At 56.1% G+C, this 21,547-nt stretch carries 17 protein-coding genes and 2 pseudogenes; 11 read left to right on the top strand and 8 right to left on the bottom strand.

Annotation, left to right across the window (positions count from 1 at the left end; translation table 11 throughout):
- Nucleotides 1-5: 5 nt before the first annotated feature.
- The 5 genes from WS46_RS14965 to WS46_RS14945 are packed head-to-tail and all read right to left on the bottom strand — an operon-like array spanning nt 6 to nt 6,234.
- Nucleotides 6-413, bottom strand: coding sequence for a hypothetical protein (locus WS46_RS14965; protein WP_059532871.1), 408 nt, complete (start codon nt 411-413; stop codon nt 6-8).
- Between the two features lie 15 nt (nt 414-428).
- Nucleotides 429-2,504 (bottom strand): EscV/YscV/HrcV family type III secretion system export apparatus protein, encoded by a 2,076-nt coding sequence (locus tag WS46_RS14960; protein WP_059532904.1) that lies wholly within the window; start codon nt 2,502-2,504, stop codon nt 429-431.
- 5 nt (nt 2,505-2,509) lie between these two features.
- Nucleotides 2,510-3,640, bottom strand: coding sequence for a type III secretion system gatekeeper subunit SctW (sctW, locus tag WS46_RS14955; protein ID WP_059532868.1), 1,131 nt, complete (start codon nt 3,638-3,640; stop codon nt 2,510-2,512).
- Nucleotides 3,640-5,472 (bottom strand): type III secretion system outer membrane ring subunit SctC, encoded by a 1,833-nt coding sequence (sctC, locus tag WS46_RS14950; protein ID WP_059532865.1) that lies wholly within the window; start codon nt 5,470-5,472, stop codon nt 3,640-3,642. The genes sctW and sctC overlap by 1 nt, the downstream gene beginning before the upstream one ends.
- 9 nt (nt 5,473-5,481) lie before the next feature.
- The gene (locus WS46_RS14945) at nt 5,482-6,234 is read right to left on the bottom strand and encodes a helix-turn-helix domain-containing protein (protein ID WP_059532862.1); all 753 of its coding nucleotides are present in this window, start codon (nt 6,232-6,234) and stop codon (nt 5,482-5,484) included.
- A gap of 324 nt (nt 6,235-6,558) precedes the next feature.
- Between WS46_RS14945 and WS46_RS14940 the strand changes: the two genes are divergently transcribed.
- The 11 genes and pseudogenes from WS46_RS14940 to WS46_RS36880 all read left to right on the top strand — a co-directional run bounded on the left by WS46_RS14940 (nt 6,559) and on the right by WS46_RS36880 (nt 18,147).
- A complete protein-coding gene (locus WS46_RS14940; protein ID WP_059532861.1) occupies nt 6,559-7,902 on the top strand; it encodes a PrgH/EprH family type III secretion apparatus protein in 1,344 nt (447 codons plus the stop codon).
- Entirely contained in the window at nt 7,899-8,192 is a 294-nt protein-coding gene (sctF, locus tag WS46_RS14935) for a type III secretion system needle filament subunit SctF (protein ID WP_257127640.1), read from the top strand. Before WS46_RS14940 ends, sctF begins: the two co-directional genes overlap by 4 nt.
- A 23-nt stretch (nt 8,193-8,215) precedes the next feature.
- A complete protein-coding gene (sctI, locus tag WS46_RS14930) occupies nt 8,216-8,512 on the top strand; it encodes a type III secretion system inner rod subunit SctI (RefSeq protein WP_059532857.1) in 297 nt (98 codons plus the stop codon).
- A gap of 3 nt (nt 8,513-8,515) precedes the next feature.
- A complete protein-coding gene (gene sctJ / locus WS46_RS14925) occupies nt 8,516-9,355 on the top strand; it encodes a type III secretion system inner membrane ring lipoprotein SctJ (protein ID WP_082722052.1) in 840 nt (279 codons plus the stop codon).
- Nucleotides 9,352-9,948 carry a type III secretion apparatus protein OrgA/MxiK gene (locus tag WS46_RS33925; RefSeq protein WP_175981865.1) on the top strand — a complete coding sequence of 199 codons (597 nt, stop codon included), beginning with the start codon at nt 9,352-9,354 and terminating at the stop codon, nt 9,946-9,948. Before sctJ ends, WS46_RS33925 begins: the two co-directional genes overlap by 4 nt.
- Nucleotides 9,917-10,594, top strand: a complete 678-nt coding sequence (locus WS46_RS35330) for a hypothetical protein (RefSeq protein WP_156437310.1) — start codon at nt 9,917-9,919, stop codon at nt 10,592-10,594. The genes WS46_RS33925 and WS46_RS35330 overlap by 32 nt, the downstream gene beginning before the upstream one ends.
- 774 nt (nt 10,595-11,368) lie before the next feature.
- Nucleotides 11,369-12,166, top strand: a complete 798-nt coding sequence (locus tag WS46_RS14910) for a DUF3050 domain-containing protein (RefSeq protein WP_059532901.1) — start codon at nt 11,369-11,371, stop codon at nt 12,164-12,166.
- A gap of 2,195 nt (nt 12,167-14,361) precedes the next feature.
- A pseudogene (locus tag WS46_RS33920) lies at nt 14,362-15,365 on the top strand (IS110 family transposase); the annotation flags it as partial.
- Between the two features lie 839 nt (nt 15,366-16,204).
- Nucleotides 16,205-16,471, top strand: a complete 267-nt coding sequence (locus tag WS46_RS35325) for a hypothetical protein (RefSeq protein ID WP_156437309.1) — start codon at nt 16,205-16,207, stop codon at nt 16,469-16,471.
- Between the two features lie 1,041 nt (nt 16,472-17,512).
- The gene (locus WS46_RS35320) at nt 17,513-17,830 is read left to right on the top strand and encodes a hypothetical protein (RefSeq protein ID WP_156437308.1); all 318 of its coding nucleotides are present in this window, start codon (nt 17,513-17,515) and stop codon (nt 17,828-17,830) included.
- Nucleotides 17,831-17,934: 104 nt separating this feature from the next.
- On the top strand, nt 17,935-18,147 hold the full coding sequence (locus WS46_RS36880) for an IS3 family transposase (protein ID WP_082725329.1): 213 nt from the start codon (nt 17,935-17,937) through the stop codon (nt 18,145-18,147).
- A 579-nt stretch (nt 18,148-18,726) separates the two neighbouring features.
- Here the strand turns inward: WS46_RS36880 and WS46_RS35315 are convergent.
- The 3 genes and pseudogenes from WS46_RS35315 to WS46_RS36215 all read right to left on the bottom strand — a co-directional run.
- A complete protein-coding gene (locus tag WS46_RS35315) occupies nt 18,727-19,488 on the bottom strand; it encodes a hypothetical protein (protein ID WP_156441428.1) in 762 nt (253 codons plus the stop codon).
- Between the two features lie 256 nt (nt 19,489-19,744).
- A pseudogene (locus tag WS46_RS14900) lies at nt 19,745-20,357 on the bottom strand (IS110 family transposase); the annotation flags it as partial.
- Nucleotides 20,358-21,355: 998 nt separating this feature from the next.
- Nucleotides 21,356-21,547: hypothetical protein (locus WS46_RS36215; RefSeq protein ID WP_218921253.1), on the bottom strand; the 192-nt coding region annotated here is incomplete at its 5' end.

The raw sequence follows: 21,547 nt of genomic DNA, 5'->3' as shown, positions 1-21,547 counted from the left end.
GCGCCCTATCGTGTCAAAATCTCGTTGACAGCGCACAGATCCTCATAAAAGGACTGCAGCGCCTCGGTAAAGGCCTCGACATCGTACCCACACATGTCCTCGACCTGACCATGAAGCAGCAACTCCTCATCGACCAACGACAACAACGGCCGATGCACCACAAAATGCGCCGAAACGCGTGGCATCAGGTACCCAAGCAAATCCGACGCGGCGTTCGACAACTGAAGATCACCACTGAATTCGAGCTTGCTCCAGATCCTGATGTGCTCATCCTCGCATTGAACATACATATCCGGCACCGAGTTGAAACTCAACCGAATCGGCGAGTGCCCATCCAGTTTCTCATCAACCAGATTTGAGCAGCCAAGCAATGCCATGCTGTCACGTACCAACTTAACCATATCGATATTCATGGTGAATATCCTCCTTTATACCGTGCGCAACACGTCGACTTCGACACCGTCAGCGACTTCCCCGAACGACAGCACTTCGAGTTCGGTGAACCGGCTCTCGATCAAACGCTTGACGAAACGCCGAACCTCCATCGAAGTTAAAACAACGACATCACATTGCGAATATCCGATCCCCCCCAGTCCGGTTTCCAGCAAATCCAATAACGCTTCACTTTGAGCGGGCTCCAGATTCAAAAATGAACCACTGGAGGTTTGCCTCACGCCCTTATTGACTCGCTCTTCAAACTCGGCGGACAAGACCACGGCGTTCAGTCGATCACTGACGGCAAAACGGTTCGTGATATAGCGCGCAAGCGCCCCCCGGACATGCTCAACCAGCATCACAGGATCCTTTTCGCGCGGCCCCCATTGCGCCAGCGACTCAAGAATCAGTTTCATATTTCGCACGGAAATGCGTTCCTTCAGCAAACGCTGAAATACTTCAGAGATACGCTGCACTGAAACATGACGGTAATTTTCCTTGAGCAGCTCGGGATATTTTTTTTCCATATCATCCAGTAATCGCTTCGCCTCCTGGATTCCAAAGAACTCCGTTATGTTGCGCAATACTACTGACAAAAACTGGCCATACAGGTCATCCAGCGCGGAACGTGTCTGGACATCCATCCGGTGCAATCCCTGCACCTGCTCTGTCTTTACCCAATACGCCTCTCCGCCGGCGTTATCCGGCAGCAGCAGCGGGTTCATCTGCAAACCGTCCAGAATCGCAGTCGATCCGATTACACGATGACGGTCAAATGCGATGGAAAACGTCGCGGCGCGAATTTCATTGATCAGGAGCATCACCTTGCACGCATCAACGTCAGGCGCGTATTGCACGTGGATATCGGGCAGGCGAACCCCCATTTCGATAAACGCCCGTTCACGCAGTTTGGCGATCACATCCTGGGATTCCATCGATTCGCGATTCTGTTCGGATGCCACAAGCATCAACTGGACCGTTTCTGGAATCAATCGATCAACGTCCAGCTTTGGCTTCAGTTCCGGCGCCGCCCCATGAGCCGACGCGCCCTTCAGGCCAGCCGCCACTTTGCTCACCAGCCCCTTCGGCGCCGGTTCGCCAGCCGCGACGCGCGTCGCCATGCGCTTGCGCAAGACCACCGCCCCCAGTCCAATCGCAATCACCAAAAATACGATGAACGGAAAGCCCGGCAAGATACCAATCGCCAGTGCAATGACTGCGGTAACCAACAGGACGAACGGGTTCGTGAAGAGCTCCCCCACAATGCCCTGCCCCAGGTTTTTTCCGGAACCGCCTACGCGCGTCACCACGAAGCCTGCTGCAATTGCAATCAGCAATGCCGGAATCTGGCCGACCAGCCCATCTCCAATTGTCAGGATGGTATAGGTGGTCAGCGCCTGCGACATCGTCATCCCGTGTTGCATGATCCCCACGGCAATCCCGCCAATCAGGTTCACGAAAATCACCACGATCCCGGCAATCGCATCGCCCTTGATGAACTTCATCGCACCATCGAACGCACCATATAGCTGGCTTTCCTGCTCAAGCGAGCGGCGACGCTCCTTAACACCCTCACTGTCGATGATTCCGGCCTTGAGATCGGCATCGATACTCATTTGCTTGCCGGGCATCCCGTCGAGCGAAAAGCGCGCAGCGACCTCGGCCACACGCTCGGCCCCTTTTGTAATCACGATGAACTGTACGATCGTCACAATGGCGAACACAACAAAACCCACCATCAGGTTGTCGCCAATCACGAACTGACCGAACGTCGTGATGATCTTCCCCCCCTCAGCCTGCAACAGGATCAAACGAGCGGTACTAATCGACAGCGCCAGTCGGAACAGTGTCGTAATCAAGAGGATCGACGGAAAAGTCGAAAACTCCAGGACGTTCACGATGTAGAACGATCCCATGAAGACCAACAGCGCCAGCACGATGTTGAAGCCGATCAGGAAATCGAGCACATACGCCGGCAGCGGCACGATCAGCATCGCGATCACCAGCACCATCAACGCCACGATAATGAGTTCCGGTCGTGACTGAATACGGGTCAGTACATTCTTCATGTTCTTCAATCCGCTGTACGCGAGACGGACAATGTCGCGCGGCGCTTTTGCTTGCTTTCCTCGGTATGAAGTGCGGTCATACAATCGCGCAGCGTATCGAGTACGGCATGCCGCTCCTCGATACTGTCGTACAAACTCGATGGGATCGTCGCAAAGGCACGCGAAACGCGTTGCATCACTTCCGAGCACCGCTCCGCCGGAAGTACGCTCAACACCGAACCCAACGACTCCGCAAGCACCGACTGCATGTCATAGGGGCGCTGCAAGCCTGTCAGCATCATGTGGATTGCCAGCTCCTCCGACACCAGTTGCACTGATTCGGGCCCGGGATCCAGCAAACGCCCGAGAAAAATCGCATCAGCCGACGACAGCGCACGCAAGTGCCCTATCGATGTCAGCAGCGGACCAAACTCAGCCGCACACCCGCCACTCGGATCTAGCGACTGCATGTCGTATTTCAGGGCGGCACCGACATATTCGAGAATGCGCTTGCGACGTGCGATACCGAATTCCTCGATCCAGCTTTCGTACACGACCCGATACGCCTCTGCAAATTCGAGAAACTGCCGGTACAGCTCGCGCAGACGTCGCGGGTCCAATCGCAACTGCGTGGCGAATGCGCGTGCCTTGAGCGCGACGTTGATGCCAGCCTTGATGGCACGCGCCTCATTACCTCGCATGAGCTCGTCGATCGCTTCATCGAGCACCTCGGTTGGCTCGCCGTCGAGCTTGCGCCGCCGCCTCAGCTCGCGCAGCGCTAGCAACGCGTCGCTGCCGTCGGGAAAACGTTGCATCACCTCTCGCAGCACTGCCACCACGCCACGTGAACTTGACGCCGTCTGGCCTTTCAGCGCGTTCGCGAGCTCGTCCAGCTTGTCTCCGGCCTCGGGATCCAGCATTCGTTCGAGATCGTCGGTGCGTCGCGTGCGCCGGTCCACCGATCGAAACCGGCCGAACTGCGCCAGCAATTCCGCCGCGTCGTCCTCCGCCTCCACCAGCTGTGCCGCCACAAGCTCGACCTGCTCGACCTGCTCGTCCGGCCCCTGGTCGAGCGACGGGTCCCGGTCGAGGCGCGCACTCCCGCTCAAGCTCCGCCCCGAAAATCGGTTACCCGGAATATTCGTAATGGCAGCCATTAGTGCGCCTCCATATACGGACGCAACAGATTCACGGTCGCGCGCAACGCTGCGTTATTCTCGATATCGCCCGACTGCCACGCCTGACCCTTTCGCCACGTCGCGCCGGCGCCCAGCACCTTGGGCTGGATCAGAAAAACCCGCACCATCTGGTCATGGCTTTCGGTATGCCAGCGAAACAAGCCACCGATATAAGGAATACTGGCCAATCCGGGAATACGATAGTGGTGACGGCGCGCATCGTCGCGCGTATTGCCGCCAATTAGCAAACTCATGTCGCGCGGCACGCGCGCTACCGTGTCGATTTCGGTGCGATTCACGAGCGGCAGTGGCGACGCGCCGTTCGCATCATCGCCATTTGCATTGCCATCCTCTACATCGACCTGCATCTCGACTTGCGAACCATTGGCTGTCAATCGCGGCAAAACGTTGATCATCGTGCCGTAGGTCACATGCTCAAGCGAAACAGCCCGCTCGCCGATCAGCTTGGCATAAAACGTCTGGTTGTTGTCGAAGACAGCGGGCATGTTCTCTTGCGTCAGCAGGATCGGGCGCGACACGATCGTAGCGTCACCGTTTTGGTGTAGCGCCATGATCGACGCAAGGAATTTGGGACCGTTCAGCGTAGTCGTATTGTCGGTTCCGTTGAAATTTCCCGAAATCGTGTCCGAGCCGAACGTGCCCTGCCAATTCACGCCCAGTTGATCCAGGCAGCTCTTCTTGATATCAATGATCCATAACGACAATTCGATCTGGCGTTTCGAAATATCCAGTGAATGAATCAGGCTTTCCATATCCTGAACCTTGTCCATGGGACCGGTGAGCACGATGCTGTTGGTATCAGGGTACGCAATGGCCCTCACGTCCGTTTCCGCACTCACCGAAAATGCCCCCGAGTGAGGTGCAACAACAGGTGAAGCGGAAGCCTCGGCTGCGGGCGCCGGCAACGCGTCGCCCACCGAAAACGGCGAGGTATCCTGCCGATCAGCATGGGTGGCTTTGCCCGGCGTCGAGTCGGTTTCCGGTGTCCCAGCCCCATTGCTTGATGCCGGTTGACCACTAAAGATCTGCGACAGGACCGTCGCCATGCCCGGAATATCGACAGGCTCATCACGCAACATATATCGGCGGTCGTCGACAAAGCTGTTGTGCAGGGTCACGACCTTGACCACCTGCCTGCCGCTCTGCACACTGCCACGCATTTGGTCCAAATACTTGGCGGCCGCCGTCACCAGGTTCACATAGATGGGTGCACCGGTTACATAAAATGTACCGCCCGAATCGTCACCCCGAATTGGGAACGACGGATCCAGCAAATGCGTCTCGCGAACGAAATTGCGCAGATTGCGCACCGTGGCGTGCTGCATCGACACCACTGCATTCTTGATCTCGCCATCGTCGTACAAGTAAATCGACGAGCCATCGTCGTAGGACAGCAACCCCATCTGATTGGACAGCTGTTTGAGCACAGCGCGTGGATGAACCAAATCAAACCGCCCCGTAACATGCTTGTGCCGCACCCGGTCACTCAGCACGACCGCGCGATTAAGCCGCGCCGCAATCGCGTTGGTCAGCGCAGCAAGACTGGCATCATTGGCCATGAACGCGGGAGAAGAGTCTGCACGCACCTCGTGCGGATCATTCGCCGCGCCAGCGTCATCCGGCGCCCAAACGGCAGCACTGCTGACGGACGCCGCCTGCGACGCAGAAACGGGCGCATCGACAGAGGGCTTCATGGGCATCGCCAAAGGCGCAGCGCACGCCACGCGCACTATCACGCAACACAATCCGAACAGCGCGGCGATACGTGGCGCCGCTTTCAAATACTTCATGCATTATCCTTATTGACCTTGCCGTATCTTGCAAGGTGAAATACCCAAAAAGTCCTTCACCTCTTTTGACAGATGTGACGACGATGAAAACCCGGAGCCGATCGCCAACTCGGTAAGCGACTTGCGCTCATCCACAATCCCCAGCACCACCCCGGCCGCGCGCCAGCGACGCAATTCGCCCTTCAGGCTTGTCCCCAGCGCTTGCCGGCACAGACGTCTAAAATGCGATTCCGATACGCCGTATTGGCGACTGAGATCTGTCACAGATTTGAAACTCAAGCGCTCCGCCAGCAGGAACCGCACAAGGCCATAGCTCTCGTTCGCGCGCAGCAATTCGAATAACGCCGCCATCTGTCCATCGCGCTCGATGGCCCGCTCGACCATCCATCGCTCGATATGGTCAGCACTCAAGCCGCCCGGCACCTCGATCAACGACACCGTGCCCCTCTCGCCCGCCGAGGCAGGCATGGCAAAACCCGCTTCGATAAACGCCAGCAATTTCGCGAGCAGCGACAATGGAATACGCTGATAGCGCCATGCGCCAGTTCGAGCGGTGACTTCGAATTCGTGCACGCCCGCTACGAGGAGCGATTTGCTGTCAGTGACCGACGTGGTGCACCGACGCTCACTGGATGTCACGACCTCCAGCAAGACGGAATCCGTGACCGGCCGGATTACCAATACCGACGGCCGCCTGAAAGCACGTGGCTGCGCGACGCGCACCATATGCCACCCCAAACGTACTGCCCGAGCCAGTTCCATGCTTTGACCTCCGATGCATCGGCATGAAATCGAAGGATGACCGCCGATTCGCCGACAATTTATTTCAGTACGGAGGTTATCATTCGAGCAATATTCGCCCAACACCGTTTAGCGATTTTAAGAAAAATCCGATATTGAAATAGATATATCCTCTGCCGTGTTCGGTGATTTGTCCCGCTGTCAGATCAGCATCAGGATGAATTGATAAACAAATCATCGATTTTTCATGCCACGCCCCCACTCCCTTCCGCATAATCCATTACTCCATTTCACTTGGGCGGCGCCCGCAGGCACTGACGCGCTCATTTTTCTAGCTCTTTTTGGATGACTCATCTCGACACCTCACCTTTTCATCTAGCCCCGGAGGACACCTCGCACGACAGCGGCACCGCATTTACGCAATCGCTCCCGGAAAATGATTCTCCGGCGCGCCACGCGTATCAGCTGCGCATCCTGTTCGGCCCCCTCTTCGGCGTCGATATTCGGTTGCCGGAAAGCGAGGTGTTCTTCCATGTGGGAAACGATGTACCAGCCACCGCTCCTGGCGAACGCAGCACGGTCTGCGCACTCGAGCAGGCCACAAACGTGCTCTACATTCCGTATCCAGGCTCGACTGGCCACTTCCGCCTGCGCCTGTCATCGGATGGCGTGCATCCTGATCCGGATGGCGAACCTCACTGGAACACGCATCAGGTTGAATTTGTGGGGCACGATCAAATCGAGTGCTTGTCGTTCGCGCACAATGCGCCGCTGCGCCATGGCGCAGTTGCTTTTGCAGTCAAGCACGTCGATGAGTCTTGGAGCGATGCGGTGCTGAACTTCTCGCCGGCGGTGGAGTCCGATGGGCCAGGATCGGCGTGCCAACCCGAATCGGCTGTCGACGCCAAAGCGCGGCGCGTTCATTACCGATGGGTTGCGTTGCTGGCGATCGTGCTCGTCGCGATCCTCACTGGCATCGGATATTGGCAAGTGCATTCCTACGTTTCGTCGCGACAATTGGCCACCGTCGCCAATATGCTGGCCCAAGCTCCGGCGCCAAATGCAATACTGCCCGGCCGCGATGGAATTATTCATGTAATCAGCAGCACCGATGACGGCGCTGACTGGGATCGACAGGCACTGCTCAAGGCGTCGCCAACCCGACACGTCCAAGTCACGTCGCTCGCCAGGGAGAAACGGCAACTGGAGCACCAGTTGATCACGCAGGGCATTACCGTCGTGTCGATCCGGCTGGATACACCCGCCTCACCCACCGTGGTTGTGATGGGTGGCACCGATGCCCGCATTGATGTGTCACGGCTTGAGCAACAGGTTCAACAGCTTGTGCCTTATGCTACGCGGCCCCAGGTGCTCGTCACCAACATGCAGACGATCGAACAGTCCGCGCGTACGATGCTCGACGCGATCGATGCCCACTATCGGGTCACCCCGCGCCCTCAGGGCGTCACGTTTGAATTGCTCGGCTCGCCTACGGATACGCAATTGGCCGCCCTGCAAAACCGAGTTTTGCGTTTCAGCCAGCTTTGGGGAACACGTTATGTCAATTTCGATATCGCGATGCGTCCGAGCCGGCTCAACGACAAATCCTACTGGGACGGTGATGGCCGCTACATTCTGGTCCATCCTGATTCTTGGTATTTTCCTCAACCTCTCAATGGAGTGATATGAGTATGAACGTAAGCTTTCCTAATTCTTCGAATATGTTGGGTACAGATCTAAAGCCTGCCGACGGTGACTATATCTGGAACGCAGGTGCAGCTTTCGATACGGGCGTTGGCGATCTGAGCAATCAAATGAAGCAGGCCATGAGTATGCTGTCGACTTCGCCCAGCGACCCGGTCTACCTTGCGCAATATCAGGAAGTTGTATCCGAATTCAGCATCTACCGCAATGCACAGACGAGTACCGTTCACGCGTTGTCAGATGTCGACAAGACGATCCTCGGGAACTATCGTTAAATCATCCTTCCGGAGTTGTGTTTATGTCTATTCCGTCCATTCACGGCGCGCCGGCGGTCTTCGATGTTTCCCCTGTCGAATCCGCTCATGCTCCGGCATCACTCGACGACATGGTGCAGCAAGCGTTCCAGCATATGAACAATTCCGCCAATACCCATATGGCGGCCATCAATCACGTCATTGCGGGTGATCCGAGCGATCCTTCTCATCTGGCGAAACTGCAAGCAGCAATGTCCGACTACAACATCGAGATTACGATGGCGGGCGAGCTATCACGCAAAGCCATTTCCGCCGTCGAAACGCTGGTGAAGGCTCAATAAGCAATGAATCGCCTAGTCAGATATGGGATCCTCCCAATCGTCTGCCTGCTCAGCGCCTGCAATCAGCAGGCGCTGCTGCACGGCCTATCCGAATCACAGGCGAATGAAGTGGTTGCCGTTCTGCAAGCACACGACATCCACGTCGCGAAAGTCGATCAAGGCAAATCCGGATATGCGGTCGATGTTGGGCAAACCGATTTCCCGGCGTCGGTCGACCTCCTGGACAAATACAACCTGCCCTCTCCCCCGCGTGTTGAGATTGCCCAGGCTTTCCCGTCCGACTCCCTCGTCGCGTCCCCCCAGGCAGAGCAAGCTCGATTGCTGTCCGCCGTCGAGCAGCGCCTCGAAGAGAATCTAGCCGCGATGCACAACGTTGTCAGCGCGCGCGTTCAGGTGAGCTATCCGCTGCAACAATCCGAGCTCATCAAAAGCGAGCCCAATATGCACGTATCGGCGTTGATCACCTACCGCAACGATGTCGATCAGGCGGTACTCGTCAGCGAAGTCAAGCGTTTCATCAAGAATAGCTTTTCCCATATCGATTATGACGATATCTCCGTCATTCTCTATCGTGCCCCCGCGATTTTCCGGGCCGCTGCGACCGAACCTCGATCTGTTTCGCCGACGTGGCTATACGGTCTGCTGGCGATTCCCGCGCTCCTCGCGAGCCTCGCTGCAGGTCTCTGGTGGCGATACCGCAAAACCCCTGGCACGTCGGTGCGGGCACTGCTGCCGAGCCTGCGTCGAAGCGAAGACGACGCAACACTCGAAAACGAACATGCAGAACCAACCGTTGCTGCGCCGACCACCTCTGTTGCCACCACGACGGAGAGACCGTCGTGAATCCACGCGCACTGTTCCCGATTCTGTACGCGCCGCTCCGATACACAGATCCGGACCATCATCAACTCCATGGCCTTGACCTGACGCGACTACCCAAGTCGCTTGCCAATCAGTGGTTGATCGAGCACTGGGCCTTACCAGTCTCGTGTGACTTCGCGTTCCGACACGATCCCGACATCATCACGTGTGTGCGATCGTGGTCGCACCTGCGACGGATCTGCTATCTGCTCGGCTTGTTGCGCGTGCGCACTCCACTCATCGAGCAGGCATGGTACCCAAGACTCGATGAACTCGCTCGTCAATTCTTACTGATCCGGGTGCCGGCCGTTCCGACCATGGATGCTGGCATCCGTCTGCAGGAGAGCGACATCTTCGCAGCCGGATCAGCTTGTCTCGCTCCGGTATTTCGGCGCATGCCCCCGGCCTTGCGTGCCCGGTTGCCGTTACTGTTTCCCTCCAGCGTCACCCGCTCGCTCACGGAGCAACTGCGCAATCCGTCGACCGACACGGCCATCCCACCGTTTCTTTTCTCGCTTGCTCATCACTATGCCCTTGACACCCATGCGCCAACTCCCCGACCTACCGCTGGTTGACAACGCGGTCATACCATACGCGTCGTTGCGACGCGCCACGCGCGCGACCAATCTGCTCAAGGACGCTCAGCATCGTGCCAAAGGCCTCGTCCATGACGCGGAAAAAGCAGCACAAGCTCGCCGCGACCACGCTTTTTTGCAAGGTCATGAGGCTGGACTGGCTCAAGCCGCCGCTCTCGTCGCAACCTATTTTGCGAATTGTGAACGCTGGCAGGTGACGCTCCACGATCAGGTGGTAGCGAACGTCACGCATACCCTGGCCGGCCATCTCGACGATCCGACGTGGCTTATGCGCCTCACCGAAGACCTAATTCGCCAGCGAGAAACGTACCGGTCCGCACCAATGTCCGTTTCCCTGCCGCAACATGCGAAGGCAATCAGGCCCGCTTTACGCCAACAACTCGAACAGGCCGGTGTATCCGCGCAAATCGACCTTGTCGATGGTACGGTTTTCGCCGTCCGATGGGGAGACGAGGTTGTTGAATTTGACACCACCACCGTGGCGGATTCAATCGTCCAAACGACCTTGCGCGCCGTGGACCATCCGTTACAAGCTGCCAGGACTCGCAACCTGACGCGACACTTTCTTGATAGTGCTCTGCAACAGTATGACGCCCTGCTTGTTAATCCCAAATGCAAGGAATAATCACCATGCACCCAATTTCATCGCTTGTACGTCACCTCGCATCCGAGGGAAATCCCTCCGGCTCAACGCCGCCTCCCTCTCTCGATCAGCGACTTACCGCAACTCACCAACAATCCTCCGGCTCACCTTACGCCACCCAAAATACCCCGATGACTCCCGCCGAGTTCGAGTGGAAGTGTATGCTGGCCAACTGGGAAAACCAGATCTTTTCGCCGGATCCGGACGACCCCAGCACCTGTGCGACATTGACAACTCAACCAAGCTGGTGAAATCGGACGCCGCGTAGCTCAATATCCGCCCCACGCCATGCTGTCACCCTGCCGTCGCATGTGAGCGGCAGCGAGCACACCCTTATCTGCACTCGAATCCTGGGACATCGCGTCGGTCAAGGCAGTGTCCGACGCTGCCCAATCGCAGGGTGGCGATTCACTGACATCGAAGTCGCACCGCCACCAGCCGCGGATCCCGCCAGCGACTGTAGTCGAGCGATCATTCTACGCGCCGCCTTAACCCCTTGATTCCGCCACCAGCCGCCCTTGGGGCACCCCATTGACAGCCACTCGCGGCAAACCTGTCGGCTCTGACAGCTTGTCAATGCACGGCCAATAATTTATCGTCCGCCTTCCTAAATAATCATATCTACGTGCCGATCACTGTTTTAGTCGACCGGCCAGATTTCATCGTCGTCACTTGTCCTGCTTCAATACAAGGTGTACGTTGCTCCGCCCCTTAATCTCTAGCCCCGAGCTTGTCCAATCTTTTTCGATCGACACCATGGAGAATTTCGAGGCCCGATTGTCCACCATTGAAACGGCGATTGCCATGCAACGCCGCCTGTTGGTCAATCATCCCGTTTTTAACGCCATCCAGTCTCACCCTGATTTACGGACCTTTATGGAATGGCATGTGTATGCAGTTTGGGATTTCATGTCGCTTCTCAAACGGCTACAGAACGATTTGACCTGCGTGTCCGTCCCCTGGATACCCGCCTGCAGCGGTAACACGACCCGCCTGATCAACGAAATCGTCCTTGGAGAAGAATGCGACCACACCCCACTTGGTTTCATGAGTCACTTTGATCTCTATATGCACGCCATGCGTGATATCGGTGCATCACCCTCCCGCATTCAACACTTTATCAAGCTGGTTCGCGCCGGCGTTGATGTCAACAATGCATTGATCCGCGTAGAGGCCCCGTTGCCAATTCAAACGTTCGTCAATACCACCCTTCGAACATGCGAGGAAAATTCGACGCACGAAGTCCTCGGCGCATTTCTCTTCGGCCGGGAGGACATCATTCCCGACATGTTCCGCACGCTGCTGGACCGCTGGCGAGTCGACCATCAACAGATTCCCCTGCTCAACTACTATTTGAGGCGCCACATCCAGGTCGATGACGCGGAGCATGGTCCAGCCGCACGCACCCTGATTCAAGACGTCACGGGAGGCGAACCGCACAAACTGGAAGCCACCCTCAAGGCCGGCTTCATTGCTGTCACCGCACGAATCAAATTGTGGGATGCACTCAATGCCCATCTTCGCGCTCAACCAAGTGCCGTCCCGCCTGGCTAAGGTATCGGCAACGTACCCTCCGCCATTCAGCGTCGCGTCGACGGACGTTGATTTGGCTCGAATGAAACTGGGCGGCTGATCGGGGAGGTTGAATTGCGTCAACCAACACGTACCCTGCGGAAAAAATAGGGAAACCCGGGCAGTCGGCATCGATACAGCAGCGCCGTTCGTCGATGGATGCTTGGGACATTGGGAATCTGCTGCCCGCCCAAACCTCGCCAGCTGGATAGATCCGCCCAGCTGGCGAGCATGACAGTTCACCCGCTGGGCCCCGTTGGAATGACGTCTCCGCGCAGGCCACCGGCCGCCGTTCGATCAGTTCACGCGCGTCTGCCACCCACCTAAACCTACGCTCGCTTCCCCCCGACCTCGCCTGCCCCAGCATCGCCGCGGCAATACCAAACGGGTTTAATCGCGCCCCTCCATCCTCCTCGCACTGCCTGAGGTGTCGAATTCAATCCGTTCTCCGCTTTCGCGCATCGCTTTTTCAACAATAACGTATTGGGCCCGATATCCCGGCATGGTTACACTGGTTCTTTGCATGGACGGATTCTGCAAGCGAGTCGATAGACGATCGACAACAATTCACCTTGGTTAAAGGAGGAACTACCATGACGATCCGGGCACTTCCCAAAATCCCACCTGTGGCCAAGAGAGCCGTCCAAAGCACCCCACTGCGCCCTCCCCTCTCTCGCTCGAAAGCTGTCAACGGGTTCTGTCTCTCCAGTGCGCTGCACCTAAAAAATACCTGCGTTGGAATCGGCAGCTCACCTCGCATCATGGGCAGCGCAATGCCTCAGACTCCTATCGGTCGCGCATTGCGTTGGCATGATCGTGTCACACAAATGTCCCAGTCTGTATCTCGCCGACCTATCGCCAAGGGGCTCGTCAGCATTGGAGCACCGGCATCGGTCGGGACGACGTCCGTATCCGGCCAGATCAATTCCTACAAAGTGTTCGACACGCCGACGGAGGTCCGTAACGTAAAAGAAGATCGACAGGTTTGAAAACAAGGGCGCGTCAGGTCTCTTCTGACCGCAATTCGAACACGGAGCAGGCATATATCGTCGTGGCCTCCCGACATTCGGTATCTGATAGGAGTCCAAGCGATCATTACCTTTATGTATCTACGGGTAGATTTTCGTGTTGATGCAAATTGGAACGTACAATTGGCTGACGTGGCGGCACCGCATTCATGGTCATATTGCCGGCCGGCAAGCACTGCTTTTTGCTTTGCGCGAACCGTCAACGAATTCCTCTCGCCCACTTCCCGCCACATTCCGCGCCCATTAGTGCGTATCTGCTGAGCTCCCGCTTCACCTTGACGGTTACCCAGGACACCTACCAGAACGTCGTGCACAGCACAGGAAACAAATCCGACACTTCAGGCGCGGTCAGTATTTAGCCAACCTACGGTTGTGCTCCGATGCCCCCATCACCCAGGTATTGGGTATCACTATTGATCGCTTTCGCCATCATAAAAGCTATCGCCAGCATGACTGCTCTGCGGACAAAATCCATCCCTTTCTCTGCGCGATCACCTCATCGAAGTTGATCATCCGGACGGCCTCCTTGATCAGCTCTCGATCAAGCGGGTCGATCGGTAACACACCGTATGGTGGAAAGGATTTCTAGTCCGAGCACGGTCGATGCCTTATGCTTCGTGCGCGGTCAGCAGCCCCTGCTCCGACGCTGCTTGCCCGCGAGTATCTGCCCCCCCGGAAAAATCAGCCGCTTCCGATGCGCATTCACCATTTTTCCGATTTCGCCAGCCCAATCGTCATCATAGAATGATTCTCGCTGACGGCTTGCTAAGTGGCGTTCCCCGTCAGCAACTGTAGTTGGAGACTGCAGTTGGCGCCGCTCTTTACGGGCGGCGCCCCTTCTCCATTTTTCACCGATCGTTGCCTGCTCATCTGCCGATTTCCGTCCCCGTTGGTTTTTGGGTCGCGCAAAGAAACGCCATATGACAGCGCGCGAGCAGAATCATCATCTTGCCACCTGCTTTCAGATGATTCCGATAGCATACCGAATCAGACCTGCGACTATCGGTTCGTGAATGTCGTTCTTCCGATCACGCCCTTTCGATCTCTCAGGAAAGTTCGGCCACCCAGCGGGAGCAGCTAATGAGATGGTCACCCCCACCCAACATGCGCGTTACGCAGTAGGGTGTTCTCTTTTCTGGAGAGGCCATCATGCAAAACGTGACGCTGGCTGGAATTGACCGCGGCAAGCACTTATTTCACCTTCATGGACAGGACGGGCACGGCAAGGCTGTGTTTCGCAACAAGGTGAGCCGCAAGTAGCTTGTAGCGTTTTTCGCCAGTTTCCATGTCTGCAAAGTAGTGGTGGAGGCTTTTGCCGGTGCGCACCACATGACCTGCAAGCTGGCAGTGCTCGGGCATCAGGTCAAACTCTTCTCCCCGCAGTTCGTGTTGCCCTTCGTCAAGAGTAGCAAAGAATGGCTTCTTCGATGCCGAAGCGATCTGCTAGGCAGCGTCGCGCCCTGCTATGCGGTTCGTAACGCCGAAGACGCAAGCGCAACAAACACTATCCGCCCTGCACCGCGCCCGCGATTCGCTGGTGCGTGACCACACGAACACTAGCAACCAGATGCGCGGCTTCCTGCTGGGATTCGGCATCAGCCTGCCGGTCGGCCACGCCGTCATCACACGCTTGCCGATCGTGCTTGCTGAGCATGCCTTGCTTCCACGCCTAGTCGCAATCCTCGACCGCGTACATAGCCATTTCAAGTAACTTGCCGGACAGATCAGCGAGATCGATAAGGAGATGTCGCGTCAGCTGGCCGATGATGAGATCGGTCATCGTCTGGCGTCGGTCCAGCCACGGCAAACGTACTGGCCGCCGAAATGGGCGATGGCAAGCAGTACGGCAGTAGTCGAGACTTCGCCGCGTCGGTCGGGTTAATGCCACGTCAGTACAGCACCGGGGGCAGAGCCAATCTGTTCGGCATAGGCAAGAGGGAAATAAGAATACCCGGCGCCTGCTCGTGCAGTGTGCCCGGGCCTACATACAGCGGCTCACCCGGCAGACCGGCCCGCTCGCCACCTGGGCACACCATGCTGACACGACGGCATTCAAACGGCGTGTGGCCTGCTCACTGGTGAACAAACTGGCGCGCACAGCGTGGGCGCTAGCAACCCGCAACACCGTATTCGACGCGGGATCGGTGGCCGTGCGGCCTGACCAACGGATTCTGTATCCGCTCTACCGAAGTCCACCCACCTGGTTTTGCGATTGCTGAAATTTGATGACGTGAACGGCACAACGGCCTGAAAAGCACCCTGACGTAAAAATTGGCTCTCGAAGCCGTGCGGCTTTTCAGGATTGTCAGGCGCGACTCTCATCATGGCGCAGGGAGACATCCCCACAACAACGCCGGACAGATTTAGGCAAGCCAACCACAGCGTCAAAAATCAGTTGTGCAAAAATGGGGATGGCCATAGATTTTAGAGGCTCCTTACTCCTGTCCAACGCCCCGTCCCTCCTCGCAATGGTTGTTGGTTGGCAACGCGCGCCATCACTCGGGACACATCTTGCACAATCCTCACCCGTCGCACCTTCATCTTCCCGCCCATCACATTAGCGATCGATGACAATGAGTCACGCTCGATGACGCGCATTTCGAGTTCGCTCGCCAGGTCAGGAGGATTACGATCAGAACACGGCGGTAGCCGCCGGTCACACGACGGCCAACAAGGACATCAAGCTCCGAGCTCGAACCATTTTCGATCGTCAACGATATCGCAAATATCATTAATGATTCTCAGTAGTGGAATTCAACCAACCATAAGGAACCCCCCCCACGTTTGGAGGGCGCCTCGACGACTGCCATCGTGTCGACAAGGTTTGCCCTTCGTATATTTTTTACAAAATTCTCGTCAAGGCCTCTACGTTGCCATTAATTATACCTCCATTCAAAAATCGCTCACGAATCAGCCAGTGCATATGATGAAAGACAGAACTCTATGTAGAATAGCATCATTGTTAAATAGATTACTGTATAAAAGGACTCGCATGGACATTTACGATCAAGCTGACGATATCAGCAACGAACTCACCGCCATCCTTGTTGCGCACCATCTCGCCCTCGAAGAACTGGTCAATGACCTCGCCGCTCGCAATCTCATCAGCAAACCCGCGTATTGCAGCCGTCTCGACAAAATCGCCATGACGATGCCATCCCTGATTCCTGGTCGACAAACCATTGCCGATCATGTTAGGCAAATTGCCAGAGCCATTCGCGAGTCTCAACCGGAACATCCGTTTCCAAGCGTTCAGTAGTTGACCCGAACTCAGCACGTGGAACATCGACACCGGCGAACGCCTCGAAGGGAGAAGCAGTTCGAAAAATTACGCATCAATCTCCACTCAAAATCGATATTTCACCTTCACTTTTACGGTGTACATCGCATGATGTATAGAAGGCGGCCTTGAATCTCACGCTTGCGCTATGCAATCCCCGTAGGAACGCAATCTCCATTACCGAGTTTCGGCGTAGACACACGCATTCTCACCGCTGTACGGCCGTCTACAACAACGTCCCCGCGTCAGGAATCGGCCCTCCTATCGCCCAATCAGCGACAATCGCCACTGTTCATCGGCTGCCTAATAAAAATCCTGGCCATGTCGTCGTCGATCACGCAGCACCGGAAAGCACCGACGCCCTACTTTACCCTCAGACCGGTCGCGTGGGCAGGCACTGGAGTCCACACCTCATGCGTCGGTGCCAACAAGCTGCGTGGTTGGAAAGGCAATGTTTGCACGCCGTATCGCCAACCGCCCGCCGCATTGCCGCCATGCATACGCGCGACACCGATGACCGCCCTACTCGCTTTCTAGACACCTCTCCCGGCAAAGCTGGGCCAGCCGAAACCTCCAGGCCCTCGCCTTCCTCCAAAGAAAGCGAGTGGGGTAAATGCCTCCGAGAAAGGAGATTATCGAGTTTCACCTCACGCAAATCCCATATGCATGAACGTCACAATGGATTCACGGTCAAAATTGCATTGCAACCTGCAATCAAGGGACATGGCCTCGCATATCGAACAATTCGTGCGACAAAACCCAGCTCTTTAGGGTAGTGGCATGCCCAGGCTGATGCGCAAATCTTGACAATCAATGTTCAACCCATATCACCATGTCGATTAATCCGCTAGCAAATCCCCCCCCCATTAAGAGCAGTTGATTCCGCTTCCGTCGGTTGCGCATGATCAGCGTTGCCAATGACTCGAGTGAGTCGCGGGGGAGCTCGAAGCACGACTTCAGTCGGTAATCGCCGATGCGCCGTGCCATCTTTTCAATATGGAACAAGGATCACACACTGTCATGAACTTCATCAACCGCGCAATCTTGCACGTCAGAGCACATGCATTCAATCATTCGACGGCATATGCAAGACTCGCCTTGTACCGCGGCAAGCCAGGTCAAATGGCGACAGCATTGAGTCATATCGCCAATAAAACATTCGCACGAACCGGAAATTACGAGACACTTCACCACCCCGGCAACGCATGGCATCCGAGGGATAGATACTATGGCCTACTAGAAGATAGACTCATAAAAATATTAACAAGCAATCCTACCCACTACCATCCTTGCTCTCCACAAATTCCCGAAAACGCAGCAGAAGATACCGCGCTCTGACTCCCGGTTCCCGGAATAGGTTCATGACTCAATTCACGATCGACCAGCTTCACTGGAGTTCCCATGATTTCGTAGGCAGTCGATAACCAACTGGTACTCGAACATTGTGCGAGGTCACGTGTGTCACTCCGCGCGGCTACTACGCTTGGTTGCAAATACCGATTTCTGATCGTACGCAGGAATTTTCGCGTTTCCTGCGTTTGATTCGCGCATCCTTCAAGGCCAATCACGGAATTTACGGAGCGCCCCGAATTCTTCAAGATCTGAGGGAGGCCGGAGAAACGTGCAACAAGCATCGCGTTGGCCGCCTGATGTGAGAAAACAACATCATGTCGCAACATGACTATCGGACGCGGCACTACGCCGCTGGCAAGCCATCCGTGTTGGCGCCGAATCTCGTTAAACGCAACTTCGATGTTGGGCTGGCAAACAAGATCTGGGTGACGGACATCACGTATAGTACGCCCAACCAGCGTGGCCCGCCCGTATGGAGGTGAGTTGCTTGAGCCTGCTTGGAATGCAGGGCTCCGGAGGAGTTGACGTTGCAGTACCGGAGCGTGCCCCCTCTGCTGCCAGAGGAAGTAAGCCGAATCGGCAGTGACTGGCCGACACTGGCAAGGTGACGTAGTCCGTGGGAAACGGGGCTTGCGGCGAAGCGGTTACGCCAAGACGAGCCGCCAAGCTGAGCATAGGACAAAATAAAAAACACCGTACGAGGCGGTCATAAGCTAAAAAAACGGCGTAGACGAGGTTCAGGTCAATCGCAGTGTCAACTGCATTCGTTGATCAATTCAATTATTTGAAAACGGAAATCTCCAAATTGACTCTCCAATCGTCGAGCTAAGCGCAACCACCAATCCCAAGATTCATCATTAAATTGTATGCTCGAATACGATTCAAAAGTATTGAGAAATTCCTCCAATTGAACCGCCTCGCACCACCGGATAAATGAAGGCGACGATGTCCCTCAACTCCGTTCGAGCTTGTATGGAACAAATCCCGAGTTCCCCTGCGATCGCGGCCGCTGATTCACCGCGTAGTGCCATTTTCACCCCTGACGTATTGATTGCCTTCCGCTCCAGTGCCAACCGCGCCGACTCGCTCCAGATTCCATGCTCGAGCGCAACCGTCTTACACGATTCTCCACGAGCCACGCGCTCGCCCGCCGGTCCGTCGATTACGCCTTTTTGCAACTCCAATTGAGCCTGGAACAATTCGGCCTTCGGAACCACGTTCCCTGTAGTCTCAGGATAGATCGGCCAGATTCCGTGGTCCCACGCAACTTCACTGCAGCGCGCACCACCTTTCGCACGTGCTTGTGCGATTTCAGCCGCTAGTTCCAGTGACGTACCCGCCACCGTCGCATTACGCAACGCTTCTCCAGCAAGCCGCACCAGATTTCGTTTGACAGGCTCAGGTATTTCGCGCCCGCTAATCTTTACCGCTACCCGGGTAAGATCGTCACGCAGCCTAATACGCCCCCAACTATTTAGCTGAACCGCCGCATTTCGTCGATCTTCGACCCGCATTGGCATTAAGCTCTGTTGGCAAGCAACTTCAACGATCTGTCGTCGAATCGATAAAATATCGGCAAGCGGACTACTCCCTCGAATTGTAGCTGCAGCCCTCAATGGTACGGATCGCGCAATAGGGTCCATATCTGCCTCCTCCGTCGGTCCGCGAAAACTTTACTTTCTCGCGATTCACTGAGCATTGCTATTCAAATGCGATCATGGTCCAAAACTCTGCATTCGTCACTACAACATGGTCTTTGCTCAGTAACTCTCGACAATTTGGCACCCCGCTCTACTGGAACTGGCGAACCATCTGCGGCCAGCGTCGGCGACTCATACGATAATGCGCTGACCGAGACGAGCAACGGGCTGTACAAGGCCGAATCGTCAGTAACCGTCAACCGAGAGAATCATCGGTGAGCTGCCCTTCGAGTGCCTTCTCTATAGCGCGAATCTGCTCTGTAAGATATTTGAAGCGCTCATGCAAACGGTCAAGGATCGCGCCGAGGCGCGGCGGCAGTCGATACTCGGCGAGTACCGCAGGCAAGCGCTTCACAACAGCGTGGCCGACGGGGAGGCTGATTCCGAATTCAAGCAGGAATCCATGCATCTGGTTGGTCGTGCACACCCGATCGCAAACCGGAGCTTGGCGAACTCGATGGGGCGCGGAAAGTGTCGGCTGGAATTCCGTCTTGGGTGTCACAAACCGCATCGATGGTCGTGACGCACGCTTCGCATATAGCCTCGGCATCAACGAAGTCGTTTTTGTTGCACTTGACGAACGGGCGTACGAATTGCGGAGAGATCAGCTTGACGGCGTTTCCGAACTCGCTGAGCTTACGTGCCATCCAATGCGCACCTGCGCAGGCCTCCATGACAGCAGTACAAGGATGGAACGTGGCGAAGAACTCAAGCAGCTGCTTCCGCGATACCTTCTTGCGAAACACGACTTTGCCTACGCGATCCTGCCCATGCAGATGGAAAGAATGCTTGCCCAAATCAATCCCAATCATCGTGACGTTGTCCCTGGCAATGACCTCCCGAGGAAAGGTCTCAGCAGCCTACTCGCTGCGAGGTGGGGTGACCATCCCATTACAGCCCTTTTCGCTCTTTTTTGAAACATCTTCTAAGCCTCGTGCAGCTCAATGATGGCCCCGCCGCCCCACGAACGGGGGCGCGTGCCAAGGTGATCAATATCCGATAGCGCGGTACGCGCAACCGCTCGATAGTGCAGCCATCGACAATGGAGGCGTCCATGTTACCCATAGGCGGTGCTTCAGTATCTAATATCGATCTCAAGAAGGTTTGCAGGTTAGCCATAGAGCACGCTGAGCCTGGAGCGGATCAGGTCCGCGCAGATATTGTCAAAATCGCTTGCAGTGCGGACCAGTTTCCGAAAGCGATGCGCTCGGAAACGTTACCGCTGTCTCCAGATGAGACGAATTGCGTCAAGCTACGGGGGGCTGATGACCTTGTCCGCGTCGCGACATGGATCGATGAAAGCAAGACACCTTACGTAAAAGGGGGCGCACTTGTGCGCGCGGCTGCGGACAATTTACGAAAGGCGACATCGGAAAATTCGTCTCTTGAGCTCGCGATGGTGATTGCGACGGCCCGCGTGATACGCGGTACGTCTTGTCGGCTAGTCGCAGTGGAACACGGTATTCCTGAAACTCCGGTAGCTTCGGACTCTCCATATTCTCCGTGCTCGCCTCGAGAGCTCTTGGAGTTCGCTGTGGCTGCCGGTCCGACTCCCAGCATCGCGCGCGACCGCGTGCGCAATGGTGAGTCGTGTGATGTGATCGCAACGGAGTTGGGTTTGCAAAGTGAGAAGGCGCGTACGGCACTGGAACGTTATGCTATTTCGAATCGTGGGCCAGCGTTGGCGCAGAGTGGAAAATCAAGGGATGAGGTTATCGAGTCGTTGGGCGTGCGCACTGCCGAAGGCAAGAGGATGATAGAAGAAATGATTGGTAGCCACTTGCGAACGACGAAATTGACACAAGTCGAGTTAGTCGCTGTCCACCGACCACGATAGCCCCTTTCTTTGCACTTTCAACCCGGCTTCGGCCGGGTTGTTTCGTTTGCGTCCGCCTCGTGCAGCCATTTTTGTTTTTGGAATCCAGGAGATGGATCGACCATCGTTCCGGTGCGCGACGCAACTGTCCGACCCGCTCGTCAATCGATGGTTTGCGCACATCGT

It is taken from the genome of Burkholderia sp. RF4-BP95 (assembly GCF_001521985.1).
Lineage (GTDB): Bacteria > Pseudomonadota > Gammaproteobacteria > Burkholderiales > Burkholderiaceae > Burkholderia > Burkholderia diffusa.
This window is presented reverse-complemented; position numbering and strand designations above follow the sequence as displayed.

What these genes read in the sequence shown, in the direction of transcription:
- WS46_RS35320 (WP_156437308.1), top strand. Translation starts at nt 17,513, where the DNA reads ATGAACTTCATCAACCGCGCAATCTTGCACGTCAGAGCACATGCATTC.
- WS46_RS14940 (WP_059532861.1), top strand. Translation starts at nt 6,559, where the DNA reads ATGACTCATCTCGACACCTCACCTTTTCATCTAGCCCCGGAGGACACC.
- WS46_RS14945 (WP_059532862.1), bottom strand. Translation starts at nt 6,234, where the DNA reads ATGGAACTGGCTCGGGCAGTACGTTTGGGGTGGCATATGGTGCGCGTC.
- WS46_RS14965 (WP_059532871.1), bottom strand. Translation starts at nt 413, where the DNA reads ATGAATATCGATATGGTTAAGTTGGTACGTGACAGCATGGCATTGCTT.
- WS46_RS35315 (WP_156441428.1), bottom strand. Translation starts at nt 19,488, where the DNA reads ATGGACCCTATTGCGCGATCCGTACCATTGAGGGCTGCAGCTACAATT.
- WS46_RS35330 (WP_156437310.1), top strand. Translation starts at nt 9,917, where the DNA reads ATGCGCCAACTCCCCGACCTACCGCTGGTTGACAACGCGGTCATACCA.
- sctF (WP_257127640.1), top strand. Translation starts at nt 7,899, where the DNA reads ATGAGTATGAACGTAAGCTTTCCTAATTCTTCGAATATGTTGGGTACA.
- sctI (WP_059532857.1), top strand. Translation starts at nt 8,216, where the DNA reads ATGTCTATTCCGTCCATTCACGGCGCGCCGGCGGTCTTCGATGTTTCC.
- WS46_RS35325 (WP_156437309.1), top strand. Translation starts at nt 16,205, where the DNA reads ATGGACATTTACGATCAAGCTGACGATATCAGCAACGAACTCACCGCC.
- WS46_RS14910 (WP_059532901.1), top strand. Translation starts at nt 11,369, where the DNA reads ATGGAGAATTTCGAGGCCCGATTGTCCACCATTGAAACGGCGATTGCC.
- WS46_RS14960 (WP_059532904.1), bottom strand. Translation starts at nt 2,504, where the DNA reads ATGAAGAATGTACTGACCCGTATTCAGTCACGACCGGAACTCATTATC.
- sctC (WP_059532865.1), bottom strand. Translation starts at nt 5,472, where the DNA reads ATGAAGTATTTGAAAGCGGCGCCACGTATCGCCGCGCTGTTCGGATTG.
- sctW (WP_059532868.1), bottom strand. Translation starts at nt 3,640, where the DNA reads ATGGCTGCCATTACGAATATTCCGGGTAACCGATTTTCGGGGCGGAGC.
- sctJ (WP_082722052.1), top strand. Translation starts at nt 8,516, where the DNA reads ATGAATCGCCTAGTCAGATATGGGATCCTCCCAATCGTCTGCCTGCTC.